The following is a 22294-nucleotide window of genomic DNA, read 5'->3' as shown; positions in this document are numbered from 1 at the left end:
GGTCGCCTGGACCGGCGCCACCGCGCCTCACTCGAAAGGGTCGTCATGGATCTGAACACGATCAAAGAGGTCAAGCGTCCCCGTGCGATCGAGGACGTCACCGGCTGGCGCCAGGGGCATGCCTGGCTCGGCGGCGGCACCTGGCTGTTTTCCGAACCGCAGGTGGCGGTCGATACGCTGGTCGATCTCGAGGCGCTGGGCTGGCGGTCGCTCGAAGCCTCGGCCGCCGGCCTCGACATCGCCGCGACCTGTCGCATTCGCGAACTCGAACGCTTCGCCGCCCCGGCGGAATGGACTGCCGCGCCGCTGTTCGTCGAATGCAGCCACGCCTTGCTGATGTCGTTCAAGATCGCCAACGAGGCGACCGTCGGCGGCAATATCTGCATGTCGCTGCCGGCCGGCGCGATGATCTCGCTGACCGTGGCGCTGGAAGGCGTCTATACGCTCTGGCCGCGCGACGGCGCGCCGCGCCAGGTGCCGGCGATCGACTTCGTCACCGCCGACAACGTCAACGTGCTGGCGCCCGGCGAGCTGCTGCGCGCCATTCATCTTCCCACTTCGGCCCTGACGAAGCGCTTTGCATTCCGCCGTGCCTCGCTCACCCGCCTGGGGCGTTCGGCGGCGCTCGTCATCGGCACCCGCGACGACAAGGCCGGAGACCTGCTGCTGACCATCACCGGCGCCGTGCCACGGCCGGTGCAACTGCGCTTCGACCAGGCACCGACTGCGGCGGCGCTGCGCCAGGCGATCGACGACCACATCCCGAAGGACGGTTATTTCGACGATGTCCATGGCACGCCCGCCTACAAGCGGCACCTGACCTATCATTTCGCCGATCAGATCCGCGCTGAGCTGGCCGAACCGGTCAAGCCGGCGATGTCGGGAGGACACGCATGAACTTCACGGTTGATGCGAGGGAATTCGCGGCAGAACCTCGGCCGGGCCAATGCCTGCGGACCTTCCTGCGCGAGAGCGGCGTATTCGGCGTCAAGAAGGGCTGCGACGCCGGCGATTGCGGCGCCTGCACGGTTTGGCTCGACGGCACGCCGGTCCATTCCTGCCTGATGCCGGCCTTCCGTGCGGCGGGCCGGCAAGTGACCACCATCCAGGGACTGGCGCCGGCGGGCGGACTGCACCCGATGCAGCAGGCCTTCCTGGATGCCCAGGCCTTCCAGTGCGGCTTCTGCGCCGCCGGCATGATCATGACGGCGGCGGCGCTCGACGAGGAGCAGCTCGACGACCTGCCGCGGGCCCTGAAGGGCAACCTCTGTCGATGTACCGGCTATCGCAGCATCGGCGAGGCGATCCATGGGGTCGCTTCCGCCGAGCCGGACGCGGCGGGCAAAGCCTGCGGCGCCAGCCTCGCCAATCCCTTCAGCGAGGGCATCGTCACCGGTCATGCGCGCTATACCATGGATGTGGCGGTCGACCGCCTGCTGCACCTGAAGGTGCTGCGCTCGCCCCATGCCCATGCCCGCATCCTCGACATCCGGCGCGATCAGGCATTGGCCGTGCCCGGCGTCGTCGAGGTCTTTACCTGGGAGGATGTGCCGCGCCGGCTCTACAGCACGGCGACCCATGAAGATCATCTGGTCGACCCCGACGATACCTATATTCTCGACAATGTCGTGCGGTTCGTCGGCCAGCGCGTCGCGGCGGTCGTCGCCGAGACCGAAGCCGCGGCGGAAGCCGGCTGCAGGGCCCTGCAGGTCCGGTATGAACCGCTGCCCGCGGTGTTCGATCCGGTCGCGGCCATGGCCCCGGACGCGCCGCTCCTGCATCAGAAGGGCGGTGAGGCGAAGGGCAATATCTTCTGCGAGATCAAAGGCGAGGTCGGCAGCGTCGCCGATGGTTTCGCCGCGGCCGACCTCGTCCACGAGATGACCTATTCGACCTCTCGTGTGCAGCACGTCCATCTGGAGACCCACGGCTCGATCGCCTGGCGTGACGACGAGGGCCGCGTGCATGTCCGCACCAGCTCGCAGGCGCCGTTCATCGTGCAGCAGAAGATCAGCTACCTGTTCGGCCTGCCGTCACGCAGCGTCCACATCTTCACCGAGCGTGTCGGCGGTGGCTTCGGCGGCAAGCAGGAGATGGTGTCGGAGGATCTCTGCGTGCTCGCCACGCTGAAGACCGGCCGGCCGGTCAAATGGGAGCTCACCCGCGAGGAACAGTTCATCGGCGCGACGACGCGCCATCAGATGACCACGCGGGTCAAGCTCGGCGCCACGAAGGACGGCGGCCTGACCGCCATCGAGGTCGAGGTCGTCTCCAATACCGGCGCCTATGGCGGCCATGGCAGCGAGACGCTGGCGGCCTCGCTCGCCAGTCCGATCTCCGCCTATCGCTGCGCCAACAAGAAGGCCAACGGCTACGCCGTCTATACCAATGTCGTGCCGGGCGGCGGCTTTCGCGGCTATGGCTCGTCGCAGAGCACCTTCGCGATCGAATGTGCCATCGACGATCTCGCGCGCAAGATCGACGTGGATCCCTTCGTCATCCGCCGCAAGAACATGCTCGGCCCCGACGACTGGATCGAGTCGGTCTGGAGCGATCCGACCGATGTGTCTTTCGGCAGCTACGGCCTCGACCAATGCCTCGACCATGTCGAGAAGGCTCTGGCCGCCGGCGGCGGCTTGCCGGCGCCCGCCGGTGACGAGTGGGCGGAAGGCTCTGGCGTGGCGCTGGCAGTGCTGGAATCCGGTCCACCGACCGAACACCGGGGCGGCGGCGTGATGAGCCTGCTGCCGACCGGCGGCTACCATCTCGCCGTCGGCTCGACCGAGATGGGCAACGGCTCGGTGACCTCGCACCGCCAGATCGCCGCCGGGGTTCTCGGCTCGCGCGCCGACCAGATCGCCATCATCAACGCCGATACCGATCTCACACCCTATGACAGCGGGACGTTCGCCAGCACCGGGACGGTGGTGGCGGGCAAGGCCGTGGAGCTCACCGCCCTGGCCTTGCGCGACAATATCCTGGCCTTCGCGGCGCGCCACACGGCCACCGAGGCCGCGGCCTGGCGGCTGGAGGGCGACAGCGTCGTCAATGGCACGCAGCGCATCCCGCTGGTCGATCTGCACGCCGCCGGCAGTGCCGCCGGCCATCGCTTCGAGGCCAAGCGCAAGGCCTATCTCTCGCCACGCACCATTGCCTTCAACGTCCAGGGCATCCGGCTCGCGGTTCACCGCATCACCGGCGAGATCCGCATCCTGCACAGCGTGCATGCCGCCGATATCGGGCGGCTGATCAATCCCATGCAGTGCCGGGGCCAGATCGACGGGGCGGTCGGCATGGGCTTCGGCTGGGCGCTGACCGAGAACATGATGCATGACGCCAACGGCAAGATCCGCAATCCGGCCTTGCGCAATTACCGCATCCCGGCCTTCGCCGACCTGCCGCGCAATGAGATCTTCTTCGCCGATACCTACGACACGATCGGTCCGCTGGGCGCCAAGGCGCAAGGCGAATGCGCCATCAATCCCGTGGCGCCCGCCATCTCCAATGCCCTGTTCGACGCGACCGGCGTGCGCTTCGCCCATCTGCCGCTCACGCCGGACCGCATCTTCTCCAAACTGTCGCCGCAGTCATGACCGCGGCGGCACCGGAGCGCCCTGCGCCGTCGGCGCACCGCGGCGTCACCATCGTGACCCAGACGCGGGTCCGCGCCGGCGATGAGACGGCCTTTGCCCAGTGGCAGAGGGACACGAGCGGAACGATCGCCGGCTTCCCCGGGTTCATTCAGCAGACCGTGCTGCCGCCGAGCCCGCCGGCGCAGCTCGACTGGGTCATCCAGCAGCGCTTCACCGATACGGCGGCGGCGACAGCCTGGCTCAACTCGAAGGAAAGGCTGGAGCGGGTCGCGGGTGCTCAGGCCATGCTGATCGGCCGGGACGACGTCCATATCGTGCCGGACGGCGGGTCGGGCGTGCTGCCGGCGCCGGTTTCCGCCGTCATCGCGACGCGCATCAAGCCGGGCTCCGAGATGGCCTACCGGGCCTGGGAGCAGCGCATCGCCGGCGCCCAGGCGAAAGCCCCGGGCTTCCAGGGCTATCGTTTCGAGCCGCCGCTGCCGGGCGTGCAGGACGACTGGCTGGCCATCGTGCGCTTCGACAGCGAGGCCAACCTGCAAGCCTGGCTGGATTCACCGGAGCGCCACAAACTCCTCGAGGATGCGACCCCCTTTACCGAGGAGTTCCACACCCGCATCGCCCGCACCGGCTTCGACCAGTGGTTCGCCGCGCCGGCCGGCAAGCCACCGGCCCCGTGGAAGCAGAACATGCTGGTTCTGCTGATGCTCTATCCGGTGGTGTTCCTGTTCGGCACCTTCATCCAGACGCCGCTTCTGTCGCAACGCCTGGGCTGGCCCTTTGCTGCTGCGCTGTTTGCCGGCAACGTGGTGAGCATCCTCCTGCTCAACTCGCTGGTGCCATGGGTTAGCGGACGGTTCGCGTGGTGGCTCCAGCCATCGGGCGGCCGCACGCGCAATGGCGACATGGCCGGAACAGCGCTGGTGGTCGCCTTCTATGCCGCGCTGGTCGTATTGTTCTCGCGGTTTTTCTGAGCCGAGCGCGAGGCCGGCGCCCAGCGCGGCGCTCCGGACATTCCGGCCGGCCAGGGCCTGTGTCCCGGGCGCTGGCGTCCGACCCGCTACTCCACTAACACTGCCGCTGGAACGGTCAGGAGGATGTTTGGATCCCTCGGCCCACGACAGCACATGACAATGAGCGGATGTCACTGAGATGCCGGACAGCAAGGTTTCGATCGGGATCATTGGCGCGGGCATCATGGGGGAGCGGCTGTTGCGCGCCATTCTCGAGCAGGCGCCCGACACGCTCCGTGTCAGTGGCATCTGGGATCCGGCGCCCGCGGCCATGGCGCATATCGCGGCGGTGCTGCCGGCGGTTGCGCGCTTGGCCGACGCGGCTTCCGTCATTGCCGCCAGCGACTGTGTCTATATCGCCTCGCCGCCGGCATCCCATCTCGGCCATGCCCGTGCCGCTCTTGCCGCCGGCAAGACCGTGTTCGGCGAGAAGCCCTTGGCGGTCGACGTCGCCGATGCCCGGGCCTTCGTCGCCGAGGCTGGCGCTAAGGGCGCGGTCAATTTCCCCTTCGCCTCGTCACCGGCGGTGGCCACGCTCAAATCCTGGATCGGCGCGGGCGAGATCGGCACGGTGTCGCGGGTCGCGATCGAGGTGGCTTTCGCCACCTGGCCGCGCTCCTGGCAGGCCGATGCCGCAGGCTGGCTGGACAAACCGGCCCAGGGTGGCTTCACCCGCGAGGTGGTGTCACATTTCCTGTTCCTGTCGCGCCGCCTGGTCGGGCCCTTGCACGGGCTGGAGGCTTCCGTCGCATTTCCCGAGCCGGGCAAATCGGAACGCCGCATCGGCGCGCGCCTGTTCGCCGGCGACGTGCCGGTCGAGCTTGCCGGCTCGGTCGGCACGACCACCAAGGACGATCACAATATCTGGATGCTGGAGGGCGACAAAGGCGCGGTCCGGCTGTGCGACTGGTCGATCGCCGAGCGGCGCCGGCCCGACGGCACCTGGCAACGCGCCGCCGATGCGCTTCCGAATGCCCAGGCCCGGCCGCTCGCGCTGAAACGCCAGCTCGAAGGTGTCGTGCAGCTGGCCCAGGGTAAGCCCCATCACCTCGCGACCCTCGCCGAGGCGCTCGATGTCCAGGAGATCGTCGAGGCTATTCTCGCAAGCTAGGGCGCCGGCTCAGTCGCGCCCTGGTGTCGCCCGTTGCCGCTTCGCCGCGACCCGGTGTGCCGCCGCCAGTGCGGCGCGCGCCCAGGCAATGAATTCGTCGGGGTCGTCGAACAGCCGTTCCGGCACGCGCCAGAAGGCGAGGTCTATCGTCGAGCCCTGCTTCGCATAGTTGAGCGGCGGAAAGGCTTCCGCCTCCTTGAACGTCGCCCGGTTCTGGTCGTCGACCCGGAAATAGAGCGTGTTCTCCGTCACCATGCCGAGCATGACCCCGTCGCAGAAGACGCCGGTCTTGCCGAACATGCGCCGCAGGCCGACGCGGCCGAGCGGCGCGAGTGTGTCGCGCAGGAATTCGGCGAAGCTGTCGCTGGCCACCATGGTCACGCCGCCTTGCGATGTTCCGCCGCGTGCATGGCAATGTAGGCGTCGAGCTCGTCGTTGCCGAGGCCGATGGCGCGCATCACCTCGGCCATGAAGGTCACCGGCGCGGTGCCGGGCGCGGTAACGAGCCTGTCGTCGCAGACGGCGAAGGGCACGTCGCGATAGCGGGCCTTGCCGGCATAACCCGTGGCATCGAGATAGCCGGCGCCGTTGCTGGTATGGGCGACGTCGTCCAGCAGTCCCGCCTTGGCGAGTTGCACGGTGCCGTCGCAAATGCCGGCGACCAGCTTGCCCTTGGCACGCGCCAGCCGGAGCAGGGACGAGATGTCGGGGGCATGCTCGGTCTGCCAGAGCATGCCGCCGCAGACCACCAGGGCGTCGAGCTCATCGCAGTCGAGTGTTTCGACCGCCGCGTCGGGCTGGACGGTCAGGCCGGCCATCGAGACGACGGCCTTGCCATCAGGCGAGGCGAAGACCGTGCGCGCGCCGTAAAAGCTGCGGGCCGCGGCGTTGAGCGGCGCGGTTTCCCAGTCGGCGAAGCTATCGGTCAGGATGGTGACGATGGTTGTCATGGCCGGCGTCTCTTGTCAGAAGATGAGCTGCCCGCAGGCTATGGACGGCCTGTGTCAAAAAATGTCAGGAGCCCTGGGCTGCCCATGTCCAAGCGCTCGGAACGTCTTCTCATGCTCATGCAGGCTCTGCGTCGCCGTCGCCGGCCGGTGACCGGCCAGGTGCTGGCCGACGAAATGGGCATTGCCCTGCGCTCGCTCTATCGGGACATCGAGACGCTGAAATCACTCGGTGCCGCGATCGACGGCGAGGCCGGGGTCGGTTTCCAGCTGCGGGCCGACTATTTCATGCCGCCGCTGATGTTTTCCGAGAGCGAGATCGAGGCCTTGGTGCTTGGGCTGCGCATGCTGATCCATGGGCCGGATGCCGAGATGGCGCTGGCCGCCCGCGACGCCAGCGCCAAGATCGGCGCCGTCCTGCCGCCGGAGCGGCGCGGCGACATGGAGGCGGTCGGCCTGTTCGCGGTGCCGAACAATGCCTTTGACGTCACCGACACCAGGCTCGCGGCCCTGCGCCGGGCTGTGCGCGACGAGCTGCAGGTGGCGCTCGTCTATCGCGACTATGTCGGCAATCTGACCGAGCGGACGGTCCATCCCGTGGCGCTCGGCTATCGCGACGACGACCAGACGCTGGTCGCCTGGTGCACGCTGCGCCAGGACTATCGCCTGTTCAGGATCACGCGGATGGAAAAGGTCGCCGTCACCGACCTGCGCATGCCGCGGCCGCGACGCCAACTGCTCCACGAATGGCGCACGGCCCATCGCTTGCCGGACCTGACCTGAACGGCCGGGTGGACCACCACGGCGATGCGGGCTTTGATGCGGAAAAGCCAAGCCTGGAGGGGCACCCATGGATGCGACGGTCATGCTGAAGGAGTTTTGCGACGCGGTCGAGGCGAGCGACGGCAAGCGCTTCGCCCGGCTGTTCGCCGAGGATGCCGTCTATCACGACCTGTTCTACGGCGCCTTCGAGGGCAGGGCCCGGATCGCCGAACTGATCGACGACTGGTTTCACCGCACCGCGCGCGATTTTCGCTGGGACCTGCATGATCCGGTTTCGGACGGCCGGCTGCTCTACGCCTATTACACCTTCAGCTATGTCTCGACGCTGCCAGAAGCCGTGGGCAAGCGGGTCGGTTTCGAGGGTGTCGCCCGCATGAAGCTGCGCGATGGCCTGATCACTGAATACCGGGAGGTCGCCAATGTCGGCCCGACCTTCGTGGCGCTCGGCTTTCCGCCCGAACGGGTCAGCAAGATCCTGGCCCGCGAAGGCGCGGAGCTCGCGAAGACGCCGGCCATGCAGCGGCATCTCGGCTGAGGGGGAGGCTAGGGCAGCAATTCCCTCAGCATCATGTGCTTCAGCGCCTCGACCAGCGCGTCGCCCTCGGCGCGTTGCATGCCGATGGCGAGCCTGACGGTGGAGCCGGCCAGATGCATGGCCAGGAAGGCCGAGATATCGAGCCCGGCGCGATCGGCTCCAGGGGCGAGGCGGGCGAGCGCCTCGGCGAGCATCGCGCCGAGGATGCGGGTCTGGGCGAGATCCATGTCCCGCAGCGTCTTGTCGGCCTGGGTGCCCGACCAGATGTCGCGCATGACCGGTTCGGCCAGGAACAGCCCGTAATAGGTGTCGATGAGGCAGATCAGCGCCGCGCTGAGGCCGGCGGCATCCTCGACCTTGTCGAGCTCGGCCTTGATGCAGGCCTGTTCCTGCACGTTGAAACGTTCGGCCAGTGTCCGGATGATCGCGGCCTTGTCCGGAAAATACTGGTAGAGCGAGCCGATCGATACGCCGGCCTTTTCAGCCACTTCGCCCATGCGCATGGCGTCGCTGCCATGGGCGGCGATCAGCTCGGTCGCAACCGCCAGCATGCGCTCGACCCGCTCCCGGCTCCGGCTCTGGCTCGGCCGGCGGCGCAATGACGAGGCCTCGGTCGAGGCAGGTGGCGTGGCATCGGCCATGGCTGTCTCCCTCCTGCCGTTTCGCTCCGCTCATGAATATGAGGGGGCATCACGTCCGTAAAGGGAAACTCTCTCCGCCATGCTCAGAGCCCGGGCAACCTCGCGGACCGATCTCAGAACCGCGCCGCCGCCTGCACGAAGCCGCCATAGCGTTCCGTCATGGAATCGAGCGGCTGGGATAGGCCGGGATCGGAAGCGGGCGTGCTCCGCTCGAAGCGCAGTTGGCCCGTCGTGGCCATGCGCCAATAGCGGGCGCCGATACCGAGGCTGAAGGCCGGCGTCACCTGATAGCTGAGGACGGCCTCGAGCTGGATGCCGGAATGGCCGGTGCCGTCCTGCGGGGTCGGGCCGGTGAAGTCCATCTGATTGATGCGCAGCCAATGGCTGTCAGTGGCGCTGAGGGTGGTCCGGGCGAGCCAGGCGGCCTCGGCGGTCAGCTTCAGGCGATCGGAAAGCATGATGTCACCGGTCAGGCCGAGCCTGAGCGAATGCCATTGGCTGCGCTGCGATATCATCTGCACGGTGCGGCCGAGATCATTGGGCGGCGTACACCAGTCGAGCGCGATGGAGACGCAGCCCATGCCGTTGGTCCGCTCGGTGTAATAGTGATAGCCGACGAAGCCGCCGAGCCGATAATGGGCGCCGCGCAGGAAGACATAGCCGATATCGGCGCTGAAATAGCCGAGATGGCCGTTGCGCTGATCGCTCAGCGTCGCCGAATAGGGGTTCTGGAACGGCGGGAAATCCTCGTCCTTGAGCTGACCGCTGCCGAGCTTGCCGGTGCCGGCAAAGCCCTTGACGAACCAGCCGCTGGGCGTGTGGTCGACGCGGAAAAAGGTCTCCGCCGCAAGCCCGGCCAGTCCGCCATAGGCGAGCCGCGAGCCGAGGTCGGAGCGGTCATATATGTGCCAGTCGCTGCGCGAGCTGCCGGTGCTGTACCAGGTGCGCAGGCCGGTCTCGACGGTGAAATCCGATGACGACCCGGCCGCACCGGCGGCCGCCGCCGGGCCTCCGAAGCGATAATTGAGGCCGGCCCGCACGATATGGCCGGCGAGGCCGAGCTGTGTCTGGCTCTGGAACCACGCCGGGTCGGGCCGGAAGCCGACCACCGTGGTCGCGCCGAGATTGTAATGGAGATATTCGAGCCGGGCCGAGAGCGACTGGGTAAGCGCATATTCGATGCCGGCGCCGGCCGCCCAGCCGACCCGCAGACTCTCGTCGGACCCCACATAGGCGACCGTCGGAAGCGCCAGGCTGGACGAAGCCGCGACCTGGCCATAGGCGACGCCGCCGGTCAGATAGACCATGAGGCGGTCGGTTGGCGTGATGCCGAGCCGCGCCCTCATCGTGCCGAACCAGTCGAGCTTCTGGCGATAGGCGGATCGATAGGGCTGGCCGTTCAGGATTCTGCCGCTGGCGCCGACGCCGTTGTCCAATGTCGTGAAGGAGAAGTCGGTTTCCAAGCCGAAGACCAGCGAACCGAATTGGACATTGGCGCCGACCTGGCCGCCGCCGATGAAGCCTTCGGCGCGCGCGTGGTAGCCGGCCGGAAGCGCCGGCCCCCAAACGCTCCAGGCACCGGCCGGGAAGCCGTCGACGGCGCTCCTGCTCTGGCTGACCGTGCCACCGAGATGCAGGCCGCCATAGGGGCCGGTCCAGTTGGCCGGCCCGGCGAACCGGACCTCCGGCGAGCCCGTCTCCGCGGCCTGCGTACCGCGCGGAACGAATGCCGCCCCGATGGCCGCCAGCGACAGGGCTGCGAGCAGAGATCGTTTCACGCGAGGCACTCCAGGGGGGATCACAGGCCTGGGTAGCAAGGCGGGTGCGCATCGTCAGCGGCGATCCGCGCAATCCAGGATTGATCCCAGGCGCGGTCGTTCTACGCCATCGGGCGCATTGCCTGGCGCTCTCGACGGCCCTTGACAGCAGTAATATGAGGATTTATCACATTACGAATGTGAGCTATCGTCATGTTAGGGGATCGACCATGAACAGCCCGAGCGCAGACCCGCAGGCCATGCCCATCCTGGTTCTGGGCGGCACAGGCAAGACCGGGCGACGGGTCGCCGCCGGGCTCGAAGCCCGCGGTCGGCCGGTGCGCATCGGCGCGCGCTCGGCGGTGCCGGCCTTCGACTGGACCGACCAGACGACCTGGACGGCGGCGCTCGACGGCGTGTCGGCGGCTTACATCGCCTACTATCCCGATCTCGCCGTACCCGGTGCGGTAGCGACGATCGAAGCCTTTATCGGTCGCGCGGTGGCAAGCGGCGTTCGCCGGCTGGTGCTGCTCTCCGGACGGGGCGAGGAGGAGGCGCAACTCTGTGAAGCCGCGCTGCAAGCCTCGGGCGCCGACTGGACCATCCTGCGCGCGAGCTGGTTCAATCAGAATTTCAGCGAGGGCGCCTTCATCGACGGCGTGCTGGCCGGGGAGATGGTGTTGCCGGCGAGCAATGTCGCGGAACCCTTTGTCGATGCCGACGACATCGCCGATGTCGCCGTGGCGGCATTCACCGAAGCCGGGCATGTCGGGCGGCTCTACGAATTGACCGGCCCGGACCTGCTGACCTTCGCCAAGGCCACCGCCATCATTGCCGGGGCGGCCGGCCGGGAGATCCGCCATGTCCAGGTGCCCCTCGAAGACTATGTCGCCGCGGTCGCCGCCCAGAACCTGCCGGCCGACATCGTCTGGCTCGTCGGCTATCTGTTTTCGACGGTCTTCGACGGCCGCAATGCCCATATCGCCGACGGGGTCCGGCAGGCGCTCGGCCGGCCGCCGCGCAGCTTCGCCGCTTATGCCCGCACGGCAGCCACCGACGGTGTCTGGACGAGCGGGGCATCGTGATCGCGCCGGCGCCCGCAGGGCACGTGGCAACCAGGGAGCAAGCTCATGATCGATCGTGTCGTCTTCGCGCTGACCTTGGCCGCCGCGCTCGGCAGCGGCCTGATCGCCGGCACCTTTTTCGGTTTTTCGTCCTTCATCATGCAGGCGCTCGGCCGTATCCCGCCGCAGGCGGGTCTGGCCGCCATGCGGTCGATCAATATCGTGGTGATCAACCCGGTCTTTCTCGGCGTCTTCGTGGGAACGGCAGTCGTCACGGCGCTGCTGGCGGTCATCGCGCTGCTGCGCTGGTCCGAGCCGGGGGCGGCCTGGCTCATTCTCGGCTGCCTGTTCTATGGCCTCGGCACCTTCGTGGCGACCATGGTCTTCAACGTGCCGATGAACAACGCCCTGGAGGCCTTGCCGCCTGATGGCGCCGAGGCGGCGGCCTACTGGACCCGCTACCTGACCGACTGGACATTCTGGAACCACGTGCGGACGCTCGCGGGCCTCGCCGGCGCGGCGGCACTCACGGTCGCGCTCTGCCTGCAGTTCCGCGTCATGGCCGCGGCCTGAGCCGGCGAGAGCGCTGATGACGTCCGCGGGCGGCGGCGGCGCCGATCCGAAATAGCTGCGGGGGGAACGCATTTTCTTTGCGTTGTCCGGTACCCAAGCCGCCAGAAAATGCTCTACCGTCCGGCTCCCTGACGCCAAGATTTCCGAGGATGCCGTGGCCGAGGTCGAATTATCGGGTGTGACCAAGGCCTTCAGCGGCCAGATGGCGGTGAACGACGTGTCGTTTTCGGTGGCCGCGGGCCATCTCGTCGCCTTGCTCGGGCCGTCGGGCTGCGGCAAGTCGACGACGCTTCGGCTGATCGCCGGCCTCGAGCAATCCACCGCCGGGACGATCACCATTTCGGCGCGCGACGTGACCCATGCGGCCCCCGCCGAGCGGGGCGTCTCCATGGTGTTCCAGAATTATGCGCTGTTTCCGCATCTGAGCGTCGAGCAGAACATTCTGTTCGGCTTGGAGGTGCGCAAGGTGCCCAAGGCCGAACGCGTGGCGCGGCTGAAGCGTGCGGTCGGCATTCTCGGCCTCGACCAGTTGCTCGACCGCAAACCCTCGCAATTGTCCGGCGGCCAGCAGCAGCGCGTCGCGCTCGGCCGCGCCATCGTCGCCGAGACGCCGGTCTGCCTGATGGACGAGCCCTTGTCGAACCTCGACGCGCAACTGCGTCTCGACATGCGCCGCGAGATCCGCGCGCTGCAGCGCCGGCTCGGCGTCACCATGATCTACGTCACGCACGACCAGGTCGAGGCCATGACCATGGCCGACCGCATCGTGCTGATGCGCGCGGGCCATGTCGAACAGCACGGCACGCCGGAGGATCTCTATAACCGGCCGGCGACCGTATTCACCGCGCGTTTCGTCGGCACGCCGCCGATGAATGTGCTGCCGCTGGCGGCGCTCGGCGCGGCAGCCACCCGCTTCGCCCCGGCGGGACGGGATGCCGCCACCGTCTCGCTTGGCGTCAGGCCCGAACATGTCCGCTTGAGCGACCAGGGCATTCACGCAACCGTCACGGCGGTCGAATATCTCGGCGCCGACAGCCTCATCGACGCGCGCGTCGGGGAGGCGGCTTTCGTCATTCGCGTGCCCGGCAAGGTCGCGGCCGGCGAGGGCGCCACGATCGGTCTCGATTGGGACCTGGCCGACACCCACCATTTCGACACCGCGAGCGGGCGGCGCATTGCCTAGCCTCGGGCGAAAAACCCGATAAGCTCGCCGGCAAAATAAAGCACGGGAGGACACAGCATGACCCGATCCATCGACCGCCGCACCGTATTGAAGGGCAGTGCCGCGCTGGCCGCCGCAAGCGTCGCCGCCCCCGCCCTGGCGCAGGCGCGCACCGAAGTGTCGTTTTTCTATCCCGTCGCCGTCGGCGGCCCGATCACCAAGCTGATCGACAGCTACGCCGCCGATTTCGAGAAGGAAAACCCGTCCATCGCGCTGAAGCCGATCTATTCCGGCACCTATCAGGAGACCATCGTCAAGGCGCTGACCGCGCATAAGAGCGGCACGCCGCCGGTGACCTCGGTGCTGCTCTCCACCGACATGTTCACGCTGATCGACGAGGAGGCCATCGTGCCCTTCGACGATTTCATCCGCACCGATGCCGACAAGGCCTGGCTGAAGAGCTTCTTTCCCGGCTTCATGGAAAACAGCCAGACCGAGGGCAAGACCTGGGGCATTCCGTTCCAGCGCTCCACCGTGGTGCTCTACTGGAACAAGGAGGCCTTCAAGGAGGCCGGGCTTGATCCGGAAAAGCCGCCGGCGACCTGGGCCGAGCAGGTCGCCTTTGCCGAGAAGCTGACCAAGCGCGACGGCGCCAACACCACCCAGTGGGGCCTGCAGATCCCCGCCTCGGGCTTTCCCTATTGGCTGTTCCAGGGGTTGACCACCCAGGCCGGCGGGATCCTGATGAACAGCGCCGGCAATCGCACGGCCTATGACGCGCCAGCGGTCGTCGAGGCGCTGCAATATTGGGTCGACCTGTCGCGCAAGCACAAGGTGCACCCGCCCGGCGTGGTCGAATGGGGCACGACGCCGCGCGACTTCTTCGAGCGCAAATGCGCGATGATGTGGACCACCACGGGCAACCTCACCAGCGTGCGCGCCAATGCCAAGTTCCCGTTCGGCGTCGGCATGCTGCCGGCTGGCAAGCGGCGCGGCAGCCCGACCGGCGGCGGCAATTTCTATCTGTCCAAGAAGGTCTCGAAGGCCGAGCAGGAAGCCGCCTTCAAGTTCATCCAGTGGATCACCACGCCCGAGCGCGCCGCCAAATGGGGCATCGACACCGGTTATGTCGCCACCCGCAAGGACAGCTGGGAAACACCCGAGATGAAAGCCTATGTCGCCGGCTTCCCGGCCGCCGCGGTGGCGCGCGACCAGCTGGAATTCGCGGTGGCCGAGCTCTCCACCCACGAGAACCAGCGCGTCACCAAGGCGCTGAACGACGGCCTGCAGGCGGCCCTCACCGGCACCAAGGCGCCGGAGGCGGCGATGAAGGATGCGCAGGCCGAGGCCGAACGCATCCTCAGGGCCTATCGGTGAGGGGCAAGGCAGGAGTAGGGGCGGGGGTGAATCAACCCTCTCCCAAAGGGAGAGGGTGGCGCCGTCAGGCGCCGGGTGAGGGGCGTAGGCGTAGAGACCTAATGCCGACGCTCACGTTGCATGCAGTTCTATCCGGAGATGGACGACCCCTCACCCGGCAGCTGACGCTGCCACCCTCTCCCTCTGGGAGAGGGTTGATTTGTCAGTGTTTTCTATGCGGTGACCTGCGCGAGAAGTCGGTCGATTTTACCCCACGCAGTCACCCCATGCCTCCCGCCCCATGACCTCCTCCGCCAACCGCACCTGGATCCATGCCTGGCTGATGCTGGCGCCCTCGCTCGCGTTGCTGGCGCTGTTCACCCATTGGCCGGCGGTCGCCACGATCGTCGAGAGCTTCTATTCGACGCCCCGGCCGCGGCGGCCCTCGCGCTTCGCGGGCCTCGACAATTTCGAGCAGATGCTGTCCGACCCGGTGTTCTGGCAGGCCATGTGGAACAATCTCTGGTTCGCGCTCGGCACCATCCCGGTGTCGATCGCGCTGGCGCTGCTGATGGCGATCTGGGTCAACGACAAGATCGCCGGGCGGACCCTGGCGCGCATGGCCTTCTTCACGCCCACCGTGCTGCCGATGATCGCGGTGGCCAATATCTGGCTGTTCTTCTACACGCCGCAATATGGGCTGCTGGCCCAGGTGCTTGGCGTCTTCGGCATCGTCTCGCCGAACTGGCTCGGCTCCAAGGATACCGCATTGTTCGCGGTCACCGTGGTGGCGGTCTGGAAGGAGGCGGGCTTCTTCATGATCTTCTATCTCGCCGCCCTGCAGACGGTGTCGCCGAGCCTCGCCGAGGCGGCGGCGCTGGAGGGCGCGTCGCGCTGGACTTACTTTCGGCGCATCCAGTTCCCACTCTTGATGCCGACCACGCTATTCGTGCTGGTCAATGCGGTCATCGGCGCCTTCCGCACCATCGACCACATCTTCGTCATGACCCGCGGCGGGCCCGACAACGCCACCGCGCTCTTGCTCTATTACATCTACCAGGTCGGTTTCAGTTTCTGGGACACCGGCTATGCCGCGGCGCTCACCGTCGTGCTGTTGGCGCTGCTCGGGCTCATCGCGCTTATCCAATATGGCCTGCTCGAACGGCGGATCCACTACAGATGAGCGACGTCTACGCCCCGCGCGGCACCGCCCGCGTCCTGGAAACGGCAGGTGCCTGGCTGCTCGCCACGCTGTGGATCGCACCGCTCGCCTATGCGGTGTGGACCGCCTTTCACCCGCCGGAATTCTCAACCCGGTTCGAGTTGTTCGCGCCGCTCACTTTGCAGAATTTCGCCCGCGCCTGGGAGGCGGCGCCCTTCGCCCGCTATTTCCTCAATACCTTCGTGCTGGTGACGGTGATCCTGGCCTGCCAGCTGGTGCTCTGCACGCTCGCCGCCTTTGCCTTCGCCCGCTACGAGTTCCCCGGCCAGACGGTTGTCTTCGCCCTGGTCCTGGCCCAGCTGATGATCATGCCTGACGTGCTGATCGTCGAGAACTACCGGACCATGAGCCGCATCGGCATCCTGGACTCGATCCCCGCCATCGGCTTGCCCTACATGGCCTCGGCCTTTGGCATCTTCCTGCTGCGCCAGACCTTCAAGACCGTGCCGAAGGAGCTCGACGACGCGGCGCGGGTGGAGGGGGCAACGCCGCTGCAGGTGCTCTGGCGCGTCTATGTGCCACTCGGCCGGCCGGTCTATGTCGCCTATGGCCTGGTCTCGGTCAGCTATCACTGGAACAATTTCCTCTGGCCGCTGATCGTCACCAATTCGGTCGAGGCCCGCCCGCTGACCGTCGGCCTGCAGGTATTCTCCTCCACCGACCAGGGCGTCGACTGGTCGATCATCTGCGCGGCCACCTTGCTGACCGCGGCGCCGCTGCTGATCGGCTTCCTCCTGTTCCAGCGCCAGTTCGTGCAGAGCTTCATGCGGGCCGGCATCAAATGAAGGCCGCGCCATGAAACTGATCACCTGGAACATTCAGTGGGGCCTTGGCATCGACGGCGTCTTCAGCTTGCAGCGCATCGTCGACCACGCCCGCGAGCTCGCCGATTTCGATGTGCTCTGTCTGCAGGAAGTGGCTGACAACTTCCCGCAGCTCGAAGGCAGTTCCGGCGAGAACCAGTTCGCCGTGCTGGCGGGGCTCCTGCCGGGCTTCACCCTGATCGAAGGTCCGGCGGTGGATGTGCCCGACGGCCGGGGGGGCCGCAGCCGCTTCGGCAATGCGCTGTTCTCACGCCTGCCGGTCGGTCAGGTGTTCCGCCACACGCTCGCCTGGGAGGCGGCGGAGGCCCGGTCCATGCCGCGCCTGGCGATCGACGCGATGATCGAAGCGCCGTTCGGCCCGGTGCGGGTGATGACCACCCATCTCGAATATTCTCACACCGTGCTGCGCGCGGCCCAGGTAGAAAGCGTGCGCGCCGCCCATCGGCAGGCCGCCGCGCGGGTCAAGCGCCCGCCGCTCGAAGGCGGTATCACGCCTTTCGCGCCGCAGCCGGTGACGGCCTCGGCCATTCTCTGCGGCGATTTCAACATGAAGCCGTCGGATCCCTCCAAGGCGCGGCTGGAAGCCCCCTTCGAGGACGGCACGCCGACTCTGGTCGATCTCTGGGCGGCGAAACATGCAGGCGAACCGCATCCGCCGTCCTTCTGCCTCTACGACCAGACCTATGGCGCCGCCCATTGCTGCGACTTCGTTTTCGCTACCGGCGACGTCGCCGCGCGGCTGACCTCGATCGACTACGATCTCGTCACCAAGGCGTCTGACCATCAGCCGGTCGTGGTGGTGTTCTGAGGCGCCAAAGGGGCGGGGGCCGCCAGGAGCGGCCACCCGGTGAGCCGCCCCACTATTCGGCCAGTTCGCGCATGACCTTGATCAGGTCGGACTTGCCCTCGAAGCCGATGCCGGGCAGATCCGGCATGACGATATGGCCGTCCTCGACACGCACCGAGTCGGGGAAGCCGCCATAGGGCTGGAACAGGTCGGGGTAGCTTTCATTGCCGCCGAGGCCGAGGCCCGCCGCGATGTTCAGCGACATCTGGTGGCCGCCATGGGGAATGCAGCGCGCCGGCGACCAGCCGTGCTGGGCGAGCACGTCCAGCGTCCTGAGATATTCGACCAGCCCGTAGGACAGGGCGCAATCGAACTGCAGCCAGTCGCGGTCCGGCCGCAGGCCACCATAGCGGATGAGGTTGCGCGCGTCCTGGTGCGAGAACAGGTTCTCGCCCGTCGCCATCGGGCCCGGATAGAATTCCGAAAGCGCCGCCTGCAGCGCGTAGTCGAGCGGATCGCCGGCTTCCTCGTACCAGAACAGCGGATAGTCGCGCAGCATCTTGGCATAGGCGATGGCCGTCTCCAGGTCGAAGCGTCCGTTGGCGTCGACGGCGAGCCGCGCCTGCGATCCGATCTCCTTCAGCACGGCCTCGATCCGCCCGCGATCCTCGTCGATCGAGGCGCCGCCGATCTTCATCTTGACCACGGTGTAGCCGCGACCGAGATAGCCGCGCATCTCGGCCTGCAGCGCCGAATTGTCCTTGCCCGGATAATAATAGCCGCCGGCGGCATAAACGAAGACGCGGGGATCGGCCTCGCGGCCCTTGTTTTCGGCGAGCAGCCGGAACAGCGGCTTGCCTGCGATCTTGGCGACCGCGTCCCAGACCGCCATGTCGAGCGTGCCGACCGCCACGGAACGTTCGCCGTGGCCGCCGGGCTTCTCGTTCGCCATCATCGCCGCCCAGACGCGCTGCGGATCGAGATTGCCGCCGTCGTCATCGAGCAGGCTCTGCGGGGCGGCCTCGAGGATACGGTTGCGGAAGCGCTCGCGGATCAGGCCGCCCTGGCCGTAGCGGCCGTTCGAATTGAAACCGTAGCCGACGACACGGCGGCCGTCGCGGACCACATCGGTCACCACGGCGACCAGGCTCGCCGTCATCTTCGAAAAGTCGATATAGGCGTTGCGGATCGGCGATGCGATCGGCTTGGTGATCTCGACGACGTCGACGATACGCATGGCATTGTCCTTCCCGGTGGTTCGTTCAAGCTTGGCCCGGTTATGCCGAGCGCGATGGCCCGGCGATGATCCGCGGCGAGGCGCGACTGGTCGGCCGATGCCGCCATTGGCGTCGATCGGTGGCGTTCCGATCCGCCCGGGAACGAGCGGTAAGACTGGAACCGGCCATGCGCCAATGCTATTTGAGGAATTGCTTATGTCGGTTCGGCATTACCGATGGAATTGATCTGGCTCGAGGATTATCTGGCTCTCGCCGAGACCCTGAATTTTTCCAGGGCGGCGGAGGCCCGTCACGTGACCCAGCCGGCCTTCAGCCGCAGGATCCGCGCGCTCGAGGAGTGGGCCGGTGCGGCTCTGTTCACCCGCACCACCCACAGCGTCGCGCTGACCCCGGCAGGTGAGCATTTTCACAGCCAGGCGGAGGTCCTGACGCGCGCCCTGCATCAGTTGCGGCGCGACACGCTCGAAGTGTCCGGCCGGGGCGCGGGTCCTCTGTCGATCGCCGCGACCCACGCGCTTTCCTTCACGTTTTTCCCGAAATGGGTTCGCGGCAATGACAGGGTCCTGGCGCTCGGCAATCTCAACCTGATCTCAGACAGCATGCAGGCTTGCGAGCAGATGATGCTGCGCGGCGACGCGCCGTTTCTGCTCTGCCACCATCACCCGAACATGGGCGGCCGGCTCCAGGCGGGCCGGTTCAGGAGCATCGTGGTCGGCACCGACAGGCTGGTTCCGTTCAGCGCGCCGGCACCGGACGGAGCCGCACGCTGGCGGCTCAATGGCGGCGCGCCGGTCAAATATCTTGGCTATAGCGCGCAATCCGGCCTGGGCCGCATCGTCGCGGCGTGGCTGGCGGCGACCGATCGATCCTTTGTGCTGGAGACCATCTTCACCTCGCACCTCGCGGCGACGCTGCTCTCGATGGCACGCGCCGGAGACGGCGTGGCCTGGTTGCCGCGGACCCTGGCCGAAGACGACATCGCCGCCGGGCTCCTGGTGGGAGCCGGCGAACCGGACCTGGCGATCCCCATCGAAATCCGCCTGTTTCGTCCCGTCGCGCGGTTGGGCCATGCGGCCGAGGCGCTTTGGGCAGCCCTGGAGCGGGGTTGATACCAGTCGGGAAAGAGGGATGAGTGTAAAGCACTGTGCCTGGAGTCAAAAGCGCTGTCGGATTAACCCTCTCCCATCGGGAGAGGGTGGCGCCGTCAGGCGCCGGGTGAGGGGTCGCCCATTTCCGGATAGGGCAGGATGCGCGGCGAGTGTCCCATCAGTTCTGAGGGGTTACGCCCCTCACCCGGCAGCTGACGTCAGGCAGAAGCAATTGCTTCTGCCGATGCCACCCTCTCCCTATGGGAGAGGGTTGATTCAACTGCGCTTTTCCGGCGTGCCGTGGCGCGATCAAGTGCCGTGCCGGATGCCCGATCACGCCGGCTGTGTCGGCCTGTTGCGCGCGACCACGGCGAGATAGGCCGCCTGCATCGTTTCCCGCACCGGAACCGGCGCCGGCTGCGCGAGGGCAATGCCGAGATGCTCGTGGCGCAGCTCGGCCATGAACCGCTCCCAGAGCGCGGGGCCGCCTTCCTCCAGCAACTGCGCGCGGATGCTGAGCTCCTCGCTCACCGGCAGCCAGCGACGGCCCCAGGCCGCGAGATGAGCCAGGATCGGCAGGACGCTGATCGCCATTTCGGTAAGGCTGTAGACCGCCTTCTGCTTGTGGGTGGGGTCGTCGGCCTTGGTCAGCATGCCCATCTCGACCAGCATCTTGAGCCGATCGGCCAGGATATTGGAGGAAATGCCTTCTTCCGAGCGCATCAATTCACGGAAATGCCGGCGATTGCCGAAGATCACGTCGCGAATGATCAGCAGGCTCCATTTGTCGCCGAAGATCTCCAGGGACAGGTTGATCGGGCATCCCGACCGGTGTGCATCGTCCATCGTTCTCACGGCAGTGCCTTTTCAAACCGCTTGCAATATCGCACTGGTGTGCGGGAGAGGCAACCGGTCGTCCGCTGCGGGGATCGCGGTGGCTTGCCGGGCCGGGCGATATGGCTGCCGGACAGTGGGCGGGCTAAGACATGCGCCGATCGACGGCAAGGATGAAGCGACATGACCGAGACGCCATCGGACCGGGCGCATTGGGCGCGGGTCGCCGCGCAATGGACCGCCTGGGCGCGCAAGCCCGGCCATGACGCGTTCTGGGCCTATCGTGAGGCGCTGCTGGCCTTTATTGGCCGGGGCGACAAGCGAGCCCTGGAGGTCGGCTGCGGCGAGGGGCGGGTGTCACGCCTGCTGAAGGAGCTCGGCCACCACGTCACCGCAACCGATCCGGTCGCCGATCTGGTCGACGCCGCGGCCGCGGCCCAGTCGGCCGACCGCTATGCCGTCGCGCCTGCGGCCGCGCTGCCATTCGAGGATGACAGTTTCGATCTGGTCGTCGCCTATAACGTCCTGATGGACGTCGAGGATGTGCCGGCCGCCTGCGCCGAGATCGCGCGGGTGCTGGCGCCCAGCGGCGAAGTGATGATCTCACTGGTCCATCCGTTTCGTGATCGCGGCCGTTTCGCCGGGCCGGGGCCGGATGCGCCCTTCGTGGTCGCGGGGTCCTATTTCGGCCGGGAGCGCTTCGAGGGGACCGAGGAGCGTGACGGCCTGCACATGGATTTCGCCGGCTGGTCACAGCCGCTCGAAGCCTATGCCGAAGCCCTGGAAGGGGCGGGGCTGGCCATCACGAGCTTGCGGGAACCGCGGCCAAAGGTCGTCGTGGGTGATGATTCGATGGCGCGCTCGATGCGTCTGCCGCTCTTCCTCTGGTTGAAAGCCAGGCGCCTGGCCTAACCGGCGGCAAGTATTGGCCGAGGATGTCCACAGCTTCGGCACGGATATTGCCTTGAAATCATCACCCGTAGCGTGCGCATGCTGTAGAACAATGGCAGGCGCGATGATGGAAGGCGTGGCAATGGCAACAGGGCAGGTCTTTTTGTTCATGTTTCTGATGTTCGCCGATGGGCAATATGTCCATACGGTCGATCCCATGGCCTCGGTCCAGGCCTGCGAAGCCGAGGAAAAGAATCGCCTCGAAAAATACAAGGTCGATGACAACCTGCGTTCGATCACGGCCTCCTGTTTCCGGGTCGTGACGGCGCAGACCCCGACCTGAGCGGCCGTCGCTCGGCGCAAACCTTCGGTCATGTCCCATTGGGGCGCGCGCGGCCTTGCATTCGCCCGGACGCAGGGCATGCTTTGCCTGTCTCGCGGCCCCTGTCGCTGGGAGCCCGAGATCGAAGCGCGGCCTGTCCTTGAGGCCGCCGAGCCGATCGGACGAGCGGACCGGGAGGATACCCTTGCACAAGCTGTCCATGGTCCTGACCCTTGCCGTTCCCCTCGGGTTTCTGCCGGTTCCGGTCCGGGCGACCGGCCTCAGCATGAACGAGGTGCCGTTGCGGCCGGGCGCGACGCTCGACGAATGCCGGGCCACCGGCCGCACGGCGATCAGCCAGGCCGGGCTGCGGGCGATGCCGGACGCGCCGGCCTCGGTGTTCGGCCTGACCAGCGGCAACGAACTGGCGGCGATCTACTGCCTGCCGCAGCGGGGCATCGCCATCATCGCGGTCGCGGGTGCCGACAACCAGCTGACGCGCCCGATCCTCGCCCGGCTGATCGGACTCTGGAGCAATCATTGACCTCGGCGGCCA

At 67.0% G+C, this 22294-nt stretch carries 23 protein-coding genes; 17 read left to right on the top strand and 6 right to left on the bottom strand.

Annotated elements, in window-relative coordinates; genetic code table 11:
- Nucleotides 1-45 precede the first annotated feature (45 nt).
- The 4 genes from AC07WJ_RS27245 (at nt 46) to AC07WJ_RS27230 (ending at nt 5714) form a co-directional block, all read left to right on the top strand.
- The gene (locus AC07WJ_RS27245) at nt 46-897 is read left to right on the top strand and encodes an FAD binding domain-containing protein (protein ID WP_494937827.1); all 852 of its coding nucleotides are present in this window, start codon (nt 46-48) and stop codon (nt 895-897) included.
- Complete coding sequence (locus AC07WJ_RS27240) at nt 894-3593, top strand: molybdopterin-dependent oxidoreductase (protein WP_494937826.1); 2700 nt, start codon at nt 894-896, stop codon at nt 3591-3593. The genes AC07WJ_RS27245 and AC07WJ_RS27240 overlap by 4 nt, the downstream gene beginning before the upstream one ends.
- A gap of 53 nt (nt 3594-3646) precedes the next feature.
- On the top strand, nt 3647-4564 hold the full coding sequence (locus AC07WJ_RS27235) for an antibiotic biosynthesis monooxygenase (RefSeq protein WP_494937825.1): 918 nt from the start codon (nt 3647-3649) through the stop codon (nt 4562-4564).
- A gap of 178 nt (nt 4565-4742) precedes the next feature.
- A complete protein-coding gene (locus tag AC07WJ_RS27230) occupies nt 4743-5714 on the top strand; it encodes a Gfo/Idh/MocA family protein (RefSeq protein WP_494937824.1) in 972 nt (323 codons plus the stop codon).
- Nucleotides 5715-5723: 9 nt separating this feature from the next.
- Here AC07WJ_RS27230 and AC07WJ_RS27225 read toward each other — a convergent pair whose 3' ends face one another.
- Both AC07WJ_RS27225 and AC07WJ_RS27220 read right to left on the bottom strand, forming a co-directional pair.
- Nucleotides 5724-6089, bottom strand: a complete 366-nt coding sequence (locus AC07WJ_RS27225) for a TfoX/Sxy family protein (protein ID WP_494937823.1) — start codon at nt 6087-6089, stop codon at nt 5724-5726.
- A 2-nt stretch (nt 6090-6091) separates the two neighbouring features.
- Nucleotides 6092-6664 carry a DJ-1/PfpI family protein gene (locus AC07WJ_RS27220; protein WP_494937822.1) on the bottom strand — a complete coding sequence of 191 codons (573 nt, stop codon included), beginning with the start codon at nt 6662-6664 and terminating at the stop codon, nt 6092-6094.
- A 111-nt stretch (nt 6665-6775) separates the two neighbouring features.
- On the opposite strand from AC07WJ_RS27220, the gene AC07WJ_RS27215 reads away from it, so the two are divergent.
- Both AC07WJ_RS27215 and AC07WJ_RS27210 read left to right on the top strand, forming a co-directional pair.
- Entirely contained in the window at nt 6776-7444 is a 669-nt protein-coding gene (locus AC07WJ_RS27215) for a helix-turn-helix transcriptional regulator (RefSeq protein ID WP_494937821.1), read from the top strand.
- 67 nt (nt 7445-7511) lie between these two features.
- Nucleotides 7512-7979, top strand: a complete 468-nt coding sequence (locus tag AC07WJ_RS27210) for a nuclear transport factor 2 family protein (protein ID WP_494937820.1) — start codon at nt 7512-7514, stop codon at nt 7977-7979.
- Nucleotides 7980-7987: 8 nt separating this feature from the next.
- Here AC07WJ_RS27210 and AC07WJ_RS27205 read toward each other — a convergent pair whose 3' ends face one another.
- Nucleotides 7988-8620 carry a TetR/AcrR family transcriptional regulator gene (locus AC07WJ_RS27205; protein ID WP_494937819.1) on the bottom strand — a complete coding sequence of 211 codons (633 nt, stop codon included), beginning with the start codon at nt 8618-8620 and terminating at the stop codon, nt 7988-7990.
- Between the two features lie 113 nt (nt 8621-8733).
- Nucleotides 8734-10398, bottom strand: coding sequence for an outer membrane beta-barrel protein (locus tag AC07WJ_RS27200; protein WP_494937818.1), 1665 nt, complete (start codon nt 10396-10398; stop codon nt 8734-8736).
- Nucleotides 10399-10607: 209 nt separating this feature from the next.
- Between AC07WJ_RS27200 and AC07WJ_RS27195 the strand changes: the two genes are divergently transcribed.
- From AC07WJ_RS27195 to AC07WJ_RS27165, 7 genes are all read left to right on the top strand, one after another.
- Nucleotides 10608-11462, top strand: a complete 855-nt coding sequence (locus AC07WJ_RS27195) for an NAD(P)H-binding protein (protein WP_494937817.1) — start codon at nt 10608-10610, stop codon at nt 11460-11462.
- A gap of 45 nt (nt 11463-11507) precedes the next feature.
- Nucleotides 11508-12014: an anthrone oxygenase family protein gene (locus AC07WJ_RS27190; protein WP_494937816.1), complete on the top strand. Its 507-nt coding sequence runs from the start codon at nt 11508-11510 to the stop codon at nt 12012-12014.
- 154 nt (nt 12015-12168) lie between these two features.
- Nucleotides 12169-13197, top strand: a complete 1029-nt coding sequence (locus AC07WJ_RS27185) for an ABC transporter ATP-binding protein (protein WP_494937815.1) — start codon at nt 12169-12171, stop codon at nt 13195-13197.
- A gap of 57 nt (nt 13198-13254) precedes the next feature.
- Nucleotides 13255-14553: an ABC transporter substrate-binding protein gene (locus tag AC07WJ_RS27180; RefSeq protein ID WP_494937814.1), complete on the top strand. Its 1299-nt coding sequence runs from the start codon at nt 13255-13257 to the stop codon at nt 14551-14553.
- A gap of 280 nt (nt 14554-14833) precedes the next feature.
- Nucleotides 14834-15715, top strand: a complete 882-nt coding sequence (locus tag AC07WJ_RS27175; protein ID WP_494937813.1) for a carbohydrate ABC transporter permease — start codon at nt 14834-14836, stop codon at nt 15713-15715.
- A complete protein-coding gene (locus AC07WJ_RS27170; RefSeq protein ID WP_494937812.1) occupies nt 15712-16539 on the top strand; it encodes a carbohydrate ABC transporter permease in 828 nt (275 codons plus the stop codon). Before AC07WJ_RS27175 ends, AC07WJ_RS27170 begins: the two co-directional genes overlap by 4 nt.
- 10 nt (nt 16540-16549) lie before the next feature.
- Nucleotides 16550-17386, top strand: a complete 837-nt coding sequence (locus tag AC07WJ_RS27165; protein ID WP_494937811.1) for an endonuclease/exonuclease/phosphatase family protein — start codon at nt 16550-16552, stop codon at nt 17384-17386.
- Between the two features lie 52 nt (nt 17387-17438).
- On the opposite strand, the gene AC07WJ_RS27160 is transcribed toward AC07WJ_RS27165, so the two are convergent.
- A complete protein-coding gene (locus AC07WJ_RS27160) occupies nt 17439-18602 on the bottom strand; it encodes a mandelate racemase/muconate lactonizing enzyme family protein (RefSeq protein WP_494937810.1) in 1164 nt (387 codons plus the stop codon).
- A gap of 216 nt (nt 18603-18818) precedes the next feature.
- Between AC07WJ_RS27160 and AC07WJ_RS27155 the strand changes: the two genes are divergently transcribed.
- Entirely contained in the window at nt 18819-19712 is an 894-nt protein-coding gene (locus AC07WJ_RS27155) for a LysR family transcriptional regulator (RefSeq protein ID WP_494937809.1), read from the top strand.
- A 312-nt stretch (nt 19713-20024) separates the two neighbouring features.
- Here the strand turns inward: AC07WJ_RS27155 and AC07WJ_RS27150 are convergent, their stop codons facing one another.
- A complete protein-coding gene (locus tag AC07WJ_RS27150) occupies nt 20025-20537 on the bottom strand; it encodes a winged helix-turn-helix transcriptional regulator (protein WP_494937808.1) in 513 nt (170 codons plus the stop codon).
- Nucleotides 20538-20708: 171 nt separating this feature from the next.
- Here AC07WJ_RS27150 and AC07WJ_RS27145 point away from each other — a divergent pair, with 171 nt between their 5' ends.
- The 3 genes from AC07WJ_RS27145 (at nt 20709) to AC07WJ_RS27135 (ending at nt 22282) form a co-directional block, all read left to right on the top strand.
- Nucleotides 20709-21437, top strand: coding sequence for a class I SAM-dependent methyltransferase (locus tag AC07WJ_RS27145; RefSeq protein WP_494937807.1), 729 nt, complete (start codon nt 20709-20711; stop codon nt 21435-21437).
- A gap of 13 nt (nt 21438-21450) precedes the next feature.
- Nucleotides 21451-21759 carry a hypothetical protein gene (locus tag AC07WJ_RS27140; protein ID WP_494937806.1) on the top strand — a complete coding sequence of 103 codons (309 nt, stop codon included), beginning with the start codon at nt 21451-21453 and terminating at the stop codon, nt 21757-21759.
- A gap of 184 nt (nt 21760-21943) precedes the next feature.
- Entirely contained in the window at nt 21944-22282 is a 339-nt protein-coding gene (locus AC07WJ_RS27135; protein WP_494937805.1) for a hypothetical protein, read from the top strand.
- Nucleotides 22283-22294 lie beyond the last annotated feature (12 nt).

It is taken from the genome of Phreatobacter sp. GW821-FHT04C01, from assembly GCF_059420385.1.
This window is presented reverse-complemented; position numbering and strand designations above follow the sequence as displayed.